Below are 15,838 nucleotides of genomic sequence, written 5' to 3' on the forward strand. Positions count from 1 at the left end.
ACTTCGCCGACTTCGCCGACTTCGCCGAGACGAGGTTCCCGCATGGACACCGGCATCCCTGCCATCGATTCGCTGGACGATCTACGCCGCCATCTGCAATGGGCGATCGAGCTCGAGCACGCGACCATCCCGCCCTACCTGTGCGCGCTGTACTCGCTGGAGCCGGGCCGCAATACCGAAGCGGCACAGGCGATCAGCAGCGTGTTCGTCGAGGAGATGCTGCACCTGGCACTGGCGGCGAACCTGCTCAACGCCGTCGGTGGTGCGCCGAAGCTGGACACGCCCCAGCTGCTGCCGCCGTACCCGCATCCACTACCGCACGGGGACCCGTCCGTGCACCTCGACCTGGTGCCGTTCGGACCCGAAGCGCTGGAACTGTTCCTGAACGTCGAGCGGCCCGCCGCGGCCGACGCACCACCGGAATCGCAGGACTACCACACCATCGGGCAGTTCTACGCCGCCCTCGAGTCCGGATTGCGCACCTTGACCGACACCCTCGGCGAGGACGCGGTCTTCTGCGGCGACCCGCACCGGCAACTGCAGGAGATGCACTTCAGCAGCGGTGGCGGCCAAGTCGTGGCGGTGCACGATCTGAAGTCGGCGCTGGCCGCGCTGGCGGAGATCATCGAGCAGGGCGAGGGCGCGGCCCGGACCGCGGTGTGGGACGGCGACAAGGACGTCTTCCACCCCGAACGCGATCAGGTGGCCCACTACTACCGCTTCGTCGAGCTGAAGGAGGGACGGCGGTTCCGACTCGGTGACACACCGCAATCCGGTCCCACCGGAGAACCGATCGCGGTGGACCCCGATGGCGTGCTGCCGATGCGCCCCAACCCGCGCACCAGCGATTATCCCGAAGGCAGCCCGGTGCGGCTGGCGCAGGAGGAGTTCAACAACACCTACTGTCTGCTGCTGTATCTGCTGGAGGACACGTTCAACGGCAACCCCGCGCAGATGCGGGAAGCGGTCGGGGCGATGTATGCCCTGAAATCCCAAGCCCAGGCGCTGATGAAGATGCCGAGCGGCGACGGCCGCACGACCGCGGGCCCAACCTTCGAATACGTGCCGGTCGACCAGCGGGCGTGAGCGAAGTCGGCGGGTGACGAGACGAACGCGTGCCTCGTCACGAATGCGCCGCCTCTCCTGTCCTCGATACAGAGGCATTTTCTACCGACTCCGAACACCACTGCAACGGAAGGAAAGACCATGAAGATCATCGTCATCGGCGGCACGGGGCTCATCGGCTCGAAGGTCGTCGCTCGTCTGGGTGAGCACGGCCACCAGGCGGTTGCGGCCTCGCCCAATACGGGCGTCAACACGATCACCGGCGAAGGCGTGAAGGAGGTTCTGCAGGGGGCGGACGTGCTCGTCGACGTCTCCAACTCGCCGTCGTTCGCCGACGACGACGTCATGACCTTCTTCCGCACGGCGACCACCAACCTGCTCGAGGCCGCGGGCGGCGCCGGTGTCGGCCACTACGTCGCCTTGTCGGTGGTCGGCGCCGACCGCTTGCCCGAGTCCGGGTACCTGCGGGCGAAGGTGGTGCAGGAGCGGCTCATCAAGGAATCGGGCCTGCCCTACTCGCTGGTGCACGCGACCCAGTTCTTCGAATTCGCCGGAGGGATAGCCGATTCCGCCACCACCGGCGGCGAGGTGCGGCTGCCGGACGGAGGTGTGCAGCCGGTGGCCGCCGAGGAGGTGGCGGCCGCGGTGGGACGGACCGCGGCCGGCGACCCGCTCAACGGCATCGTGGAGATAGCCGGGCCCGAGGTGTTCGGCCTCGACGAGTGGGTGCGCACCGTGCTGACCGCCCGGTCCGATCCGCGCGAGGTCGTCGGCGACCCGCAGGCACACTACTTCGGCACACGCCTGACCCGGGACAGCCTGTTGCCCGGCCCGGATGCCCGGATCGGGACGACGCGGCTCGCGGAGTGGCTGGCCCGGCAGTGACCCCTGGCACGCGGGAAGGAAACAATCCGATGGTCGACTCTGTGACCGAACGGCAGCTCACGACCTCGGTGCTGGTGATCGGTACCGGCGGCGCCGGGCTGCGGGCGGCGATCGAACTGGCCGAGCGCGGTGTGGACGTGCTCATGGTCGGCAAACGTCCGAAGGCGGACGCCCACACGACCCTCGCCGCGGGCGGGATCAACGCCGCGCTGTCGACCATGGACGCCGAAGACAGCTGGCAGCAACACGCGGCGGACACCCTCACCGAGAGCTATCTGCTGGCCCGGCCCGACACGGTACGTGTCGTCACCGAGAACGCCGCGCGCGGCATCGAGGACCTCGAACGGTGGGGAATGCCGTTCGCACGCGAGGCCGACGGGCGAATCTCCCAGCGGTTCTTCGGCGCCCACACCTATCGGCGTACCTCGTTCGCCGGTGACTACACCGGCCTCGAGATCCAGCGCACCCTGGTGAACCGCGCGGCCCAGCTTGGCATCCGGATCATCGACACCTGTTACGTGACCCGAATCCTGGTGCGCGACAACGTGGTCTTCGGCGCCTACGGCTTCGATCTGGAGTCGGGCGACCGCTACGCGTTCCGGGCCGACGCGGTCGTTCTCGCCGCGGGCGGCCACACCCGCATCTGGCGGCGCACCTCCTCGCGACGCGACGAGAACACCGGCGACTCCTTCCGTCTCGCGGTGCTCGCCGGCGGCCGGATTCGTGATCCGGAACTCGTGCAATTCCATCCGTCCGGGCTCATCGAACCCGAGAACGCCGCCGGGACACTGGTTTCGGAGGCCGCGCGCGGCGAGGGCGGCATCCTCCGCAACGCGCAGGGCGAGCGCTTCATGAAGCGCTACGACCCGGAGCGCATGGAGCTGTCCACCCGCGACCGGGTCGCCCTCGCCGCCTACACCGAGATCAAAGAAGGCCGCGGCACCGCGAAAGGCGGTGTCTGGCTGGATGTCTCACATCTCCCCCGGGAGACCATCATGCGGCGGCTGCCGCGCGTCTACCAGACGATGCTCGAGCTACAGATGCTCGACATCACCCGCGATCCGATCGAAATCGCGCCTACCGCACATTATTCGATGGGTGGCGTGTGGGTGCGTGCCGCGGACCACGGCACCGGCGTCGAGGGGTTGTACGCCATCGGCGAGGCCTCCAGCGGCCTGCACGGCGCCAATCGCCTGGGCGGCAACTCGCTGATCGAACTGCTCGTCTACGGCCGGATCGTCGGCGCGGCGGCCGCGCGATATTCGGTGGAGCTATCGGTGCAGCGGCGATCGCACGGGGCGCTCGCCGAGGCCCGCGCCGAGATCGACGCGCTGCTGACCGCCGACGGCCGGGAGAACGTCCGGGCGCTGCAGCGCGCGCTACGCAACACCATGACCGAGCACGCCGGCGTCGTCCGGGACGAGGCCGGTCTGCGCGCGGGCCTGGCCGAACTCGACGAGATCGAGGATCGCATGGCGGATATCGGCGTGCACCCCGATGCGGCCGGCTTCCAGGATCTCGCGCACGCCTTCGACCTGAAATCGTCGGCGCTCGCGGCGCGGGCCACCCTCGAAGCCGCCCTGGAACGACGAGAGACCCGCGGCTGTCACAACCGCACGGACTACCCCGCGCTCGATCCGGAGCTGCGCGTGAACCTGGTGTGGTCGGGCCCCGGCCGAATCGAGCGGGAGGAAATCCCCGCGATTCCCGAAGAGATAGCGCGGTTGATGCGAAACGTCTCGACGGATGGAAAGCTGGTCGAATGATCGCCCGGCACCTACCCCGCGCATGACGGGCATGCCTCCCGACGCCGATCTCGGGCGGGCGCTCGGCGAATTCTCCGGCCTCAGGCCACGGCTGTTCGGCATCGCCTATCGCATGCTCGGCACGGTCGCCGACGCCGAGGACATCGTCCAGGACGTGTGGGTGAAATGGCAGTCGTATCGGGACCGCGACGCGGTGCGGGATCCGACGGCTTTTCTGATCACCATGACCACCCGGCTGGCGATCAACGCGACCCGGACCGCACACGTGCGCCGCGAAACCTACCTCGGCCCGTGGCTGCCCGAGCCCGTCGACACCGGCGCCGATCCCTCGCTAGGCGCCGAGCGGGCCGCGGCGCTCGAGACCGCGGTGCTGGTGGTGTTGGAGAAGCTGACCCCGACCGAGCGGGCGGCCTTCGTCCTGCGCGAGGCCTTCGACTACCCCTACACCAAGATCGCCGATGTCCTCGAGGTCAAGGAGGCCACCGCCCGCAAACTCGTCAGCCGGGCGCGGCAGGCCGTCGCTTCCGAGCGGCACGCGCCGGTCGACAACACACAGCAGCGCCGCCTGCTCGAGGCCTTCCTCGAGGCCGCGCGGGCCGGGGATCTCGACGACCTCGAGGCGCTGTTCGCCACCGAGGTGGCCAGTTACAGTGACGGCGGCAGCAAGGCCGTCCGGGCCTCGCGCATTCCGGTTGTCGGGCGGACCCGGGTGGCCAGGTACGTCGCGGCGTTCGCGTCACACTTCTGGACCGGGGTCACCCTCGACAGGGTCGAGGCCAATGGTCGCGCGTCGGTGCTCATCAGCCGGGACGGAGCGGCCGTCGCCTGGGTCACCGTCGGCGCCGCCGACAGCGAGCACATCGATCGGGTCTACTGGGTGCTCAACCCCGACAAGCTCGGGCGGCTCGCGGAAGCCGTCGGACGGACCGAGGACTCGGCCGCGCAGTGACATGGTTACGGCCGCCGCGCACACCGCAGCGACGCCGGTGACGGTCAGGTGCGGAACGGCGACAGTCGCCAGCGGCACGAGCAGGACCGAAAACGCCGCGGCGACAAGGATTCCCGGATGGGGGCCAGACCTCAGCCCGGCATGCGTGACCCAGAGCAGCAACAGGAATACGGCCGTCGGAATCGCGACAGCGTATCCGACGGTCAGCGAACCGCCGTGGCTGTCGGCGCGCACAGCCACCTCCGAGCCCGCGCCAAGGGCGGCAAGCGCCGCGAAGGACCCGTAATGGCCGTAGCCCCACAGGAAGGACCGTGTCCGCCGCTCGGCCAGCGCGTCGCCGCTGGGCTGTAATTCGTAGAGCCACCACAGCGCGAACAACAACACCAGGCCGGACAGTGCGACCAGGACGGGTGTGGGCCGGAAGCCCGCCGCGAGCGCGTCGGCGATTCCCGTGGACACCGCCAGCACGCTCTCGCCCAGCAGAATGATCGTGAACAGCGTGTAGCGCTCCGCGATGTGATGCGGATGCCAGTTCGTCCCCGTGGGCCGCTCCGCCCACACCGGAACTGCCAGCTCCGCGACGACCAGCGCGCCGAAAACCCAGTGCGGCGTCGTGCCGTGCAGCACGCCCAGCCCGGCCGCCAGTTGCCGGGCCAGCCACAGCACCTCGAGCACGGCGATACCCAGCGCATACCGCAGCGCGGTCGCCCGGCCCGCGGCATCCTCGCGCGCGGCCCGAAGCCATTGCGCCGCCAGGGCACTGCGCATCACCAGGTAGCCCGCGGTGATGACGAGGTAGTCGCCGCGGGCGAACGCCGCGGGAATCCCCGCGGCCAGCAACAACACTCCCGCCATCTGTACCAGGGTGAGCAGCCGGTACGCGACGTCATCGGTGTCGTACGACGAGGCGAACCAGGTGAAATTCATCCACGCCCACCACACGGCGAAGAAGACCTGCAGGAACGGCGTCAGGGCCGACATCGGATGTCCGGCACCGACGGCGTGCCCGAACTGCGCGACCAGACCAGCCACCGCGACCACGAAGGTCAGATCGAACAGCAACTCGAGCTGTGTCGCCACGCGATGCGGCTCATCGATCGAGCGCCCGCGCATCGGAACCCGCAGCGGCACAACAATTCTGCCGCTGATCGCGTCTTCGGTCGGTTTCGTGGTCATCACCGGCAGCTCCCGAGTCTGTCGAGGTTCTACACCCAGGACAAGACAGCGACGCGATTCGTGACGAGCGGCGCCCCACCGTCACATCCGCGCCCCCGCCCTTGTCCTCGCTTGTGAAGCCCATCAACGACGCACCCGGAGGCACCCCGATGGCCGATGAATCCACCGCAGCTACAGCCCGCGCCAGCGCGTGGGAGACGGCGCTGACCGTCGTGCAGGAGGTGACGCCGCCGTTCATTCCCGTTGGGGCACACGCGATGACCGTCGTCATCGAATACCCGCCGGGCGACCCGGGAGCGCCGCCGCACCGGCACCCGGGTGGTCCCGCGTTCGGCTACGTAGTCGAAGGCGAGATGCTGTTCGAACTGGAGGGCGAACCGCCCCGCGTGATCCGAGCGGGTGAGGCCTTCTGGGAGCCCGGCGGCGACGTCATCCACTATTCGGACGGCAACCACCGCGACAACCTCGGACTGCGTTTCGTCGTCACGATGATCTGCGACCCGACCCAGCCGATGCTCGTCCTCGTCGACGAGGACGAACTGGCCGCCCGCGCCGGCCGCCGGTTCCGGGACGAGCCGAAAGCCTAAGTGCGAGAGGGCATTTCCATGTCGAAGATCCTGCTACAAACGACTATTCCCGACAGCGCCGACGACTGGGACATCACCCGATTCGCACTACTGACAGCCGAACTGCGTGCCGCGGGCCACGATGTCACCGCCCGCAACCGGTTCGACCGCCGCGCGGACGACCCGGTCCTGGCCCGGCTCGACACCTCCGCATTCGACCAGCTGTGGCTCCTGGCCGTGGATACCGGGGACGGTCTCACCGCCGCCGAATCGCAGGCCATCGTGCGGTTCCGCGAACGCGGCGGCGGCGTTCTCACCGCACGCGATCACCAAGACCTGGGCAGCTGCCTGCTCGGACTCGGTTCGCTCGGCGAAGTGAACCACTTCCATCTGAAGAACCCCGACCCCACCCGGCGGCGCGACGATCTGGATACACCGGCGATCTCGTGGCCCAACTATCACTCCGGCGCCAACGGCGACTACCAGCCGGTGTTCGCGACGGAACCGCTCCATCCGCTGCTGCGCACCGGCAAGACCGCCGTCGGTCGGATCGAATGGTTTCCGGCGCACCCGCACGAAGGCGCCGTGTCGGCCTGCGTGCCGGGCGCGATGGTCGTCGCGCGCGGCCGAAGCACGGTGTCGGGCCGGAGGTTCGCCCTGGCCGTCGCCTTGACGGAAGAGATCGCGGCGGACGGCCGGATGGTGGGCCGCGCACTCGCCGAATCCACTTTTCATCACTTCGCCGATTACAACTGGGATCTCGACCGCGGCAAGCCGTCGTTCGTCAGCGAGCCACCGGGCACCGAGATCAAGGCCGACCCCTCCCGGCTCGCCGTCTACAAGGACTACGTGCGCAACCTCGCGGCCTGGCTGCACCCGGCCGACTACCTGCCCAGCCCGATCGACCGGGTCCGTGCCCAGGTCGACCGATACGAGGAGACCGGAGGCCGCGAAGGCGGCACCCTCGACGGCCGGCCAGTAATCATCCTGACCACCCGGGGAGCCAGAACGGGTCGCCTCCGCAAGAATCCCGTCATGCGAATCAGGAACGGCGGCACGTACGTTGCCGTGGCGTCCAACGGCGGGGCCACCACCAACCCGTCGTGGTACTACAACCTCCTCGCACACCCGGAAGTGTCGGTGCAGGACGGCACATCGACCCACCGGCTACGCGCCCGCGAAGTGCACGGCGCGGAAAAGCGCCGATGGTGGACGGTCGCCGACGCCGCCTGGCCGCACTTCGCGCAATTCCGCGCCGAAGCGGGCACCCGGGAAATCCCCGTCCTCGTGCTGGAGCCGAGCAGCACCGACCCGATCATCGCCCCCTGAGACCGCCGCGGCCAGAATGGGACCGGACACTTCGAGGAGACGACGATGGCCAAGTACCTGCTGCTCAAGCATTACCGAGGCGCTCCGGCCTCGGTCAACGACGTGCCGATGGACCAGTGGACCCCGGCGGAACTGGCCGCCCACCTGCAGTACATGGCAGATTTCGCCGCCCGGCTACAAGCCACAGGCGAGTTCGTCGACCACTTGGCGCTCGCCCCCCAGGGCACCTTCGTCCGCTCCGACGGTACGGGCCGCCCACCGGTCACCGACGGTCCGTTCGCCGAAACAAAGGACCTGGTAGCGGGATGGATGGTGATCGATGTGGAAACCTACGCCCGCGCACTGGAACTGACCGCCGAACTCTCCGCAGCACCCGGAGCCGGCGGAAAACCGATCCAGGAATGGCTCGAACTACGCCCCCTGTCCACGTCAACACTCACAGTGACCGAGTGAACGAGGCGGCGCGGCGCTACTAACGAAACCCTGCAGCCCGTGACACCGAGTGCGCTCACGATCATCGAGCCGTGCGCCGAGCGCGCTCGAGCACCTCGTCCTCCGTGAGCGCACTGTCGCCGTGATGGCTAAGACACATGGGTATCTGTGTCTTCACAAAGCTCGCACCCTCGGTCGCAGCATAAAATTGCCCAACGCCAAGACCGGAAATATCGTCGACCCGGCCACCCCGTGTGAGGTTCACCCCGGGTTGTGGACACCGAGTTGACAGGATCACTGATCCTGTTGAAAGGATGTCTGCATGCCTCCTCGTAAGCGCCGGTCGTTCACGGCCGAGTACAAGGTCGAGGCTGCGCATCGTGTGATCGATTCCGGTCGCACGGTCGCCGAAGTTGCCCGGGAACTGGGCATTCACGAGAGTCTGCTGGGGACGTGGGTCAAAGACGAGCGGCGCAGGATCGCTGCCGCCGAGATTCATGGTGAAAAACCCCTCGATGCGGCGGAGCGAGCCGAGTTGCAGCGACTGCGAAGGCAGGTCGCTGACCAGGACAAAGACATCGCGTTCCTGAAAAAAGCGTCGGCGTACTTTGCCGCGATGCAGACGAACCGGCCCGGTTCGATCTGATGGCCGAGTACGCCGGCCCCGACACTGTCACCGGCGTTGCTGGTACTGATCAGCCTGCAGGGCACCGGTTTTCGATTCGCCGCATGGCACGACTGCTGCAGGTGTCGAAGTCGGGCTACTACGCGTATGTGAAGCGCAGGGCGGCAACGGTTCTCACCGACCGGCAGCAGCGGCGTGCGGATCTGGAAACGAAGATCGCCACGGTGCATCGCGAATCGCACGGCACCTACGGATCACCGCGTATCACCGGTGAGCTACGCGATCAGGGCGAACGGGTCTCAGCCAAGACCGTCGCCAAGATCATGGCCTCCGCCGGGCTCGAAGGGATCAGTCCCCGAACGTTCAAAGTGCGCACCACCGTGGCCGATCCGGCGGCGTCGTTCCCGCCGGATCTGGTGAAGCGCTGCTTCGACCAGGGCCGCCCCGACGCTGTCTGGACGACCGATATCACCTACCTGACCTGTGGTCACGGGGATCTGTTCCTCTGCGCTATCCGTGACGGCCACACCCGCAAGGTGCTCGGCTACAGCCTGGCCGATCATATCGGCGCCGATATGGTCACCGAAGCCATCGATGCCGCGGTCGCGGTGCGCGGCGGCCGAGCCCAGGGCACGATCCTGCACTCGGATCGCGGCGGGGAGTTCACCGCGCATCTGACCGCGCAAGCCTGCCGGCGGCACGGGCTGCGCCGGTCGATGGGAGCGACCGGAATATGCTGGGACAACAGCCCTTCCGAATCGCTGTGGTCAAGTTTCAAACACGAGCACTACTACCGGCACACCTACGCGACGAAGACCGAACTCGTTGTCTCGGTTGACAAGTGGATGAACTACTACAACACTACCCGGCGGCACTCCGCGATCGGGAACCAAAGCCCCGACAACTACGAGCGTTCACTTCGAACCGCTGCCGCCTGAAAATCTGTAAGCCCCTGTCCACCATCCGGGGTGAACCTCAGTGCACGTGCAAGTTCCTCCGCAACTCGAATCTGCACCGCCGCGCCGAGTCGTCCGTAGAACTGGGTCGCCGCATTGCCACTGACCAAGTTGTGCAGTGCCTTCGGCGCCTGAGTCGCGTAAACCATGCCTAATCCGTACTTGCGTGCCTGAGTTGCAAGTCTGAGTGTGCTCTGCTTCGACGCTGCGGGCTGCTGCGCAGGAACGAATGTCTGGGCCTCATCCAACACGAGCAGCGCTCCCAGCGGACGATCGCCCGCCGGGTGCTGTTTGATCCAGGCGAACAAAGCCAATTGCAATTGGTTGACGAAGGTCTCGGGCTGTCCGTCCGCGAGCCCGACACAGCTGATCACCGAGACCCTGGCGCGTCTGCCTGGGGTAGGTGTCAGCAAAGTGCCTGGATCCAGACGGTTTCCTGCACCGCGAAACACGGGGTCCGTGATCATGGCCGCACGCAGCTCGTCGGCCATGCCCGCTGCGAGATCCGCCGCCCTACGAATGGCACTTACTCCCTGCGGCAAATTCGCTAGGAGGGCCACAAAGTCCTCCAACTGTCCGCCGCCCTGGCCTGCGAAATGTGCGAGAGCCTCGGTGAGCACCGCCTGGCCTCTGCCGGCTTGCGCGCGCGACAGACCCGTTTTCGGAGCGAGGCCCGCGACCGCCGCAGCGACTGTGGTCCGCAATTCGTCGGGATCGTCGCCTACTTCCGCGAAGTCCGGCAAGGGGTTCAGTGCGATGGGCTGTCCCGACTCCCGTCCTGGAGTCCAGACAACCACATCGACACTCTCGAAGTACTCCTCGGCTCGTTCCGCATCACCGCTGCCCCAGCTCTCGGGCCGGTGTGGCCACCGGTCGCCCATCCGCGCTAGATCGTTGTTGCTGTCGATAAGGATGGAAGAAACCCCTTGCAGTGCAACCTCTTCCACGAGTCGGCGGAGCAGAACAGTCTTGCCGGATCCGCTACCTGCGAACACCGCCGTGTGTTTGCGCAGTAGGTTCAGCGGTATGCGCAACTCCCGACCGCCGTCAACGCTTCGGCCCAAGTTCAGAGACAGTGCATCGCTGTCAGCTGGAACTGATCTCGTTCGCGCAGACCGATCGAGCTGCGCACCTTCGTTCATGACGGACTCCGCCCCGAGCACCGAGTCCGTGTCCGGCCTGGCGACCGGCATTTCACGCTGAGGTTCGTCGGCCGCGGCGCTGCCGATAGCTGCTCGCGTGAACAGCTGGGACCGGCCAGCAGGTCGGCGCGCGAGCAGCCAGCCGGAGAATCCGGCTCGGGCGGTGGCCAGCATGCGTTCCAGAGCCGAAAAGGTTCGTAGGTCGTCCTCGCATATTGGCAACGCAAGCCCACCCGCAGCTTCGAACTCGGTCAGTGTTTGTTTGGTGACCGGCCCGGGTGAGAACGGTATATTGCGCACCACCACAAGATGCCGCTTACTCAGATTCGGCTGTATATCGGCCTCCAAGCACGCTGAACGCAGCCGAGTAAGGACAGCGCGAGCGTTAGTGTGGCCGATAGCACGAAAACTCCAGTGCTCCTCGTCCTCGTTTGCCTCATCGAGCGTGCAGCGCAGCCTCGCATGGAGCGCGGGCTGCACCCGTGTTCGCGGGTCTAGGGTTAGGTCTCGACCGTTTTCGCGTTGTTCGAGTACGTAGCAGTGCAGGGCAGCATTCAGCACGGCGAACATACGGTCGTCTTCATGCCTGGAGTCCAATGGGCCGTTCGTGTCCGCCGTCACCCGCAGTCGCGCGAATTCCGCGTCGAAAGCGCCCAGGTCTTTTGCCGAAGGCAACGGCAGGATTCCGCTGTCCTCGACGGCTCGTACGAAAGAGGAGAGTTCACTGATCGCATCCAGATCCAGACACCGGCGCACATGGTCCTCGACCTGCTTGAGCAGCCGTCGCGGAGTGTAGTGAGCGATATCCGGATCAGCAAAAGCATCGATCATTACCGGCCAGGATGGGTACGGCGGATCGAAACCGATCTCGTCGTACTGACTCGCAAGGTGGCGCTCGACAATTGTCCGAGCCACATCCGAACTCGGCATGTTGGTCGACAGCTCCAGCACGGTGAAGCGATCAGACGCCGAGTTCACCGCATGCTGTGCGATCAGCTCCCACGACTTGGGGATGCATGCTGCCACGATAATTGTGCGGACCGTCTCTTCACGCAGATCCATCAGGCCGGCGGCGAGTACATCGGCCAAGTGAACCTCATCGTCACGCCGGGATTGCGTGATTACCGTGTCCACCTGGTCAATAGCGAGAACGACAGGCCCACTGAGCGCAAACAGCCAGGACAAATCATTGAAAATCTGCTGCGCGGCACGGCGGCGGCCACGGAACCCCCAGGCAGTCTTGTCCGACTCCTCGATGCCCTCTTCCAACAGTAGAAAGGCGTGGCCGACATCGCGCAGATCGCGGCTATTGGCCTGGTAGAGCACGAGCGCCCGAAGAGTGTCCTCATAGTCTCGCATGGGATGAGAGTCGAATTGTCCGATTCGCTCGATGAATTCGTCGAGATTATTCTTGCTCACCTGGATATTGCCTCGTAACCGGATACGAAGCTCCTTACCGCATCCGGTGTGCTGGCTGAGCGCATCAATCATCCGGCCGAGTTGGCCGCCGTCAGCCCCGCTCATCTGATTGACGACGCCGTGCACGGCACCGGACCAGAACGACTCCCCGACGATCAACTTGGGCATGAAGAAGAACCCACCCTGCTGTTGCACGAAATGACGTAACCAACCGAGCAGGTGTGTTTTGCCAACCCCACGCTCGCCGCTCAGCACCAGCCCGGCCGGTTGGCTGCGTGGCCTGGAGTCAGCGGCCGCTACCGCGCGTTTGATCGCCGCGACCGCGTGTGGATGCAAACCATCGACGTGATAAGCCAGGGGACTCCAGATGGCGTCGGTGCCGAGAGCGCTGCTGAACTGGATTGCTGAGAGCGCTCTCCGCTGTTCATCATTCACCGTGGCACCTCGATGGTGAGCAGATGGCGTTCCGTGCCGCCCAGGACGATCGCGGCCTCACGATCTCGATCGGTCAACGTCTTCTGGTCTGCCTCCGCGCGGACATGGACGCCGTCGCGGCGGGCTAGCTGTTCCAGTGCCCGGTCAAGTTCACCCTTGGGTACATCGTTGAGCCGTTCTCGCAGGATGGCGAGCCGCACCGGCGTGCCATCTCCATGGCTCATCTTCGCATAAACCGCCTCCACCTGGCTCGCGACATCTGGCCGGAAGACGTCGACAAGCATGCGCCCCGTGTCATCGAGATGGCGGCCCAGACCCGCCAGCACCGCGTACAACGCACCACCTGCACAACCGGACCTCGCAGGCCGACCACTGGACAGTTCGGCCGCGCACCACTTTGTGCCCTTTTCGGTGAGTTCGTGTACGTACGCACGGCCCGGCTTGACGCTTTCGACCAGCCCGAGTTCGTTGAGGTGTCTTCGATACCGACCGTCGAGCTTGACCCCGGCTCGGGCGTACAACTCGGCATTGGTGAGTTCGCGAGCCTCCGCCATCAGTACCAGCAAGAGGCAACGCTCACTGAGGGTCAGCCGGTCATCGGGCATGTCTGTTCCGTTCTGTCACATTCGAGGATGGGTATCGTCGATCAAGGTGAAACCTTGGGGCGCGCTGACAATTTCGGCCGCTCTGCGGGAGCGCGTAAGAGCGCCTTCGGCCCGAACCATGTGGCCGTATCGATGTGCGTCCAAAGCAGCCGTGTAGTCCGCGGCCGCGCCGAGTCGCACCGTTACTACTTGTTGCCGTTCCTCCACGTCGCCAGCGTCGATGGTGAGCAGCCCCCGAATTCTGATTCGCCAGCGGTCACCGCTCTCGTCGTCGGACAGGCTGGTGACGAATCCTTCGACCACACCCGAACCGGACGCCACGGGCAATTCGGCGCTTCGGCTGCCCTGCAGGATGCGTATACCCGCGCCATGCGGGAAGCGCACTACCACATCGTCTCTCGGAGCCAGTTGTGACCATCGGAAGCCCAATTCGAACGGGGCCTTGCGATCCGGACCGGCCAAACCGACCAACGCTACGCAAACCGCCTCGGAGATACCGCCCTGAAGTACTCGCTCGAATCCTTTCGCATCGAGGGACTGAACCGCATGTAACACAGTCGTCGAGCTGTGCAGAATACGCAGCGCGGTCGTACGGCCCAGCGGCTTGGAATTATCGTCGAACGGAATACGGACATCCAGCCCGAACGTGTCCTCGCTCCAGGACATCAACGAACGCTCCAGCAGGCGGCGCACGGCTTCCGGATGTCTGCCCTGCAGGCTGGACCGGTTGTCCCCCAGTGCCTCTCGGGCGCTGTTTACAATCAGGTCCCGTATCGCCTCCAAGGTCTCGGCACCGGCCTTCAGCGTGAGGTTGTCGAACGTCTCTTGCGTGCGATATGACAGGACATCGACGGCGGGAGAGATCATATCGCGCCAAATCGCCTCGGCCGGACGCCCTTCGGCATCCGCGACACACCGAACCAACTCGTGGAGTCGCCGTGCGGCGTCGGCGACCGAGTCGGCCGGGGGGACCAGGACATCGAAATCGCCTCGGCTCCAGACATTCGCATTGCGCCAATGTCCACTGACCGCCCAGCCTTTGGCAGTCAGATAGGCGGCCACATCGATGATGCGCGGTAATAGTGTCATTGGCGAGTTCTACCCGACCGGGAAGACGACATTACCGGTCACCAGAGCCCGTAAGCTCGGTACGGTCAGCACGTTGCTCAATGGAATCTTCACCCTGATGTGCCGACCCGGATCGGATGTGGACAACGGTTGCCGGTCGCTCAGCGAGACGTAGTAACCGATGTGCCGCAATAACAGGCCGTAGGTACTCAGATCGGCATACTGGGCAGTATTCGGTGGCACGTGAACGACGAACAGGTACCGCGGTACGGTGAAGTCTGTGCCTGCCAGCTTGTTGAATTGGTCATGGCTGAGCCGACTGTAATTGATCAGTCCGTCGCCGACATCGAGCTTACGAACGGTCTTGACTTGGACATCGATCCGTGGCGAGAAGCCGCGCATGGTACGGCCTGGCATTTTCAAGCACAGATCGACAGCGTCCAAGTCCACGTCGTCCTGTGACCAGATCAGACCGGCCGCCGATGCCAGGACTCGGACGTAGTCGGCACCGAACTTGCCCTGGTGGTTGTTCTGATCGAGCACCGGCCTCCCCCTCCGAGTGTCCGCGTCGCTCATGCGTGCTGCTATGCACTGTAGCTACCGGTGGGCCGATGAATCCGGGTTTCGGGCCAGACGACTGCACGCGCGCAAGACTACGAGAAATCTTGAAGCAGAACATGTTTCATTCGACTGACTGCGTAGTCAGCTTGTCGGCCCAGTCGGGCCGCCGCTCGAACACCAGACGCAGAACCTCCGAGATGACCTCGGCACGGTCCAGGCCGCTGGTGTCGAGTACCGAAACATCGGGTCGCGGGCGCAGGAAATCGCTGACCCGCGCGTCCTCCCTGTCACGCGCCTCGGCTCTTGCCGCCGCGCCCTCGACGTCACCGACACGGGTCGCTCGAGTGCTCGGGTCGGCCGTCAGCAGAATTTTCACATCGGCGTCCGGGACCACGACGCTGGTCGCATCGCGACCGTCGATGACAACACCACCGAACACCGACTCCGCTTGCCGCACAATTGCTCGTTGCCGCTCCGTCATCGTTGCCCGAATACCCGGATTGCGCGCCACCACCGGGACAACTTCACTCACCTCGGTGCTCTTCAGCAGATTCGATAAGTCTCCACCCGCAATAGAGACGGCAGTCGTACCGCCGGCCAGCGATACATGCATCGGGCAGCTCTGCAGCAGAGCCTGTGTCGCGCTGTCACCATGGTCGAGCGAAATTCCGCTTCGAATGCACCACAGCGCAAGAGCCCGATACAAGAGGCCCGCATTGAAGTACGGCACACCGAGCATCCGCGACACGGCCAGGCACACCGACGACTTGCCGGTGGCGACACCCCCGTCGACGGCGACGACAAGACAGGTTCGCCCACGGCGTGGTTGAATCCCCACGCACGAAGTGTAGTAGCGCAA

Annotated in this window: 14 protein-coding genes and 2 pseudogenes; 10 read left to right on the top strand and 6 right to left on the bottom strand. The window is 65.6% G+C overall.

Translation table 11 applies throughout. The features are described from left to right. Positions 1-42 precede the first annotated feature (42 nt). The 4 genes from ACFMRZ_RS17470 to ACFMRZ_RS17485 all read left to right on the top strand — a co-directional run bounded on the left by ACFMRZ_RS17470 (position 43) and on the right by ACFMRZ_RS17485 (position 4,665). Positions 43-1,086, top strand: coding sequence for a ferritin-like protein (locus ACFMRZ_RS17470; RefSeq protein WP_400179979.1), 1,044 nt, complete (start codon positions 43-45; stop codon positions 1,084-1,086). A 120-nt stretch (positions 1,087-1,206) separates the two neighbouring features. Next, positions 1,207-1,950 (top strand): SDR family oxidoreductase, encoded by a 744-nt coding sequence (locus tag ACFMRZ_RS17475; RefSeq protein WP_400179981.1) that lies wholly within the window; start codon positions 1,207-1,209, stop codon positions 1,948-1,950. A gap of 29 nt (positions 1,951-1,979) precedes the next feature. Continuing rightward, on the top strand, positions 1,980-3,716 hold the full coding sequence (locus ACFMRZ_RS17480) for an L-aspartate oxidase (RefSeq protein ID WP_280275241.1): 1,737 nt from the start codon (positions 1,980-1,982) through the stop codon (positions 3,714-3,716). A gap of 22 nt (positions 3,717-3,738) precedes the next feature. Continuing rightward, positions 3,739-4,665 carry a sigma-70 family RNA polymerase sigma factor gene (locus ACFMRZ_RS17485; protein ID WP_400179982.1) on the top strand — a complete coding sequence of 309 codons (927 nt, stop codon included), beginning with the start codon at positions 3,739-3,741 and terminating at the stop codon, positions 4,663-4,665. Between the two features lie 18 nt (positions 4,666-4,683). Here ACFMRZ_RS17485 and ACFMRZ_RS17490 read toward each other — a convergent pair. Continuing rightward, positions 4,684-5,841: pseudogene (locus tag ACFMRZ_RS17490) on the bottom strand (low temperature requirement protein A); the annotation flags it as partial. Between the two features lie 149 nt (positions 5,842-5,990). Here ACFMRZ_RS17490 and ACFMRZ_RS17495 point away from each other — a divergent pair. The 6 genes and pseudogenes from ACFMRZ_RS17495 (at position 5,991) to ACFMRZ_RS17520 (ending at position 9,731) form a co-directional block, all read left to right on the top strand. Beyond that, positions 5,991-6,428: a cupin domain-containing protein gene (locus tag ACFMRZ_RS17495; protein ID WP_400179983.1), complete on the top strand. Its 438-nt coding sequence runs from the start codon at positions 5,991-5,993 to the stop codon at positions 6,426-6,428. Between the two features lie 18 nt (positions 6,429-6,446). Beyond that, positions 6,447-7,289, top strand: a pseudogene (locus ACFMRZ_RS17500) (hypothetical protein); the annotation flags it as partial. Positions 7,290-7,307: 18 nt separating this feature from the next. Further along, positions 7,308-7,736, top strand: coding sequence for a nitroreductase family deazaflavin-dependent oxidoreductase (locus ACFMRZ_RS17505; protein ID WP_400182895.1), 429 nt, complete (start codon positions 7,308-7,310; stop codon positions 7,734-7,736). A 45-nt stretch (positions 7,737-7,781) separates the two neighbouring features. Continuing rightward, a complete protein-coding gene (locus ACFMRZ_RS17510) occupies positions 7,782-8,189 on the top strand; it encodes a YciI family protein (RefSeq protein ID WP_400179984.1) in 408 nt (135 codons plus the stop codon). 301 nt (positions 8,190-8,490) lie between these two features. After that, complete coding sequence (locus ACFMRZ_RS17515; protein WP_280330709.1) at positions 8,491-8,814, top strand: transposase; 324 nt, start codon at positions 8,491-8,493, stop codon at positions 8,812-8,814. A gap of 83 nt (positions 8,815-8,897) precedes the next feature. Then, positions 8,898-9,731: an IS3 family transposase gene (locus tag ACFMRZ_RS17520; RefSeq protein ID WP_400179986.1), complete on the top strand. Its 834-nt coding sequence runs from the start codon at positions 8,898-8,900 to the stop codon at positions 9,729-9,731. Here the strand turns inward: ACFMRZ_RS17520 and ACFMRZ_RS17525 are convergent. The 5 genes from ACFMRZ_RS17525 to ACFMRZ_RS17545 all read right to left on the bottom strand — a co-directional run bounded on the left by ACFMRZ_RS17525 (position 9,698) and on the right by ACFMRZ_RS17545 (position 15,838). Further along, the gene (locus ACFMRZ_RS17525) at positions 9,698-12,745 is read right to left on the bottom strand and encodes an ATP-binding protein (protein WP_400179988.1); all 3,048 of its coding nucleotides are present in this window, start codon (positions 12,743-12,745) and stop codon (positions 9,698-9,700) included. The two genes, ACFMRZ_RS17520 and ACFMRZ_RS17525, sit on opposite strands and share 34 nt — an antisense overlap. Further along, a complete protein-coding gene (locus ACFMRZ_RS17530; RefSeq protein WP_400179990.1) occupies positions 12,742-13,350 on the bottom strand; it encodes a hypothetical protein in 609 nt (202 codons plus the stop codon). Before ACFMRZ_RS17530 ends, ACFMRZ_RS17525 begins: the two co-directional genes overlap by 4 nt. Before the next feature lie 15 nt (positions 13,351-13,365). Continuing rightward, entirely contained in the window at positions 13,366-14,439 is a 1,074-nt protein-coding gene (locus ACFMRZ_RS17535; protein WP_400179992.1) for a hypothetical protein, read from the bottom strand. A 9-nt stretch (positions 14,440-14,448) separates the two neighbouring features. Then, on the bottom strand, positions 14,449-14,961 hold the full coding sequence (locus ACFMRZ_RS17540) for a DUF4365 domain-containing protein (protein WP_400179993.1): 513 nt from the start codon (positions 14,959-14,961) through the stop codon (positions 14,449-14,451). 139 nt (positions 14,962-15,100) lie between these two features. Beyond that, positions 15,101-15,838 (bottom strand): (d)CMP kinase, encoded by a 738-nt coding sequence (locus ACFMRZ_RS17545; protein ID WP_400179994.1) that lies wholly within the window; start codon positions 15,836-15,838, stop codon positions 15,101-15,103.

Source organism: Nocardia sp. N2S4-5, from assembly GCF_044628355.1.
Classification (GTDB): Bacteria; Actinomycetota; Actinomycetes; order Mycobacteriales; family Mycobacteriaceae; genus Nocardia; species Nocardia wallacei_B.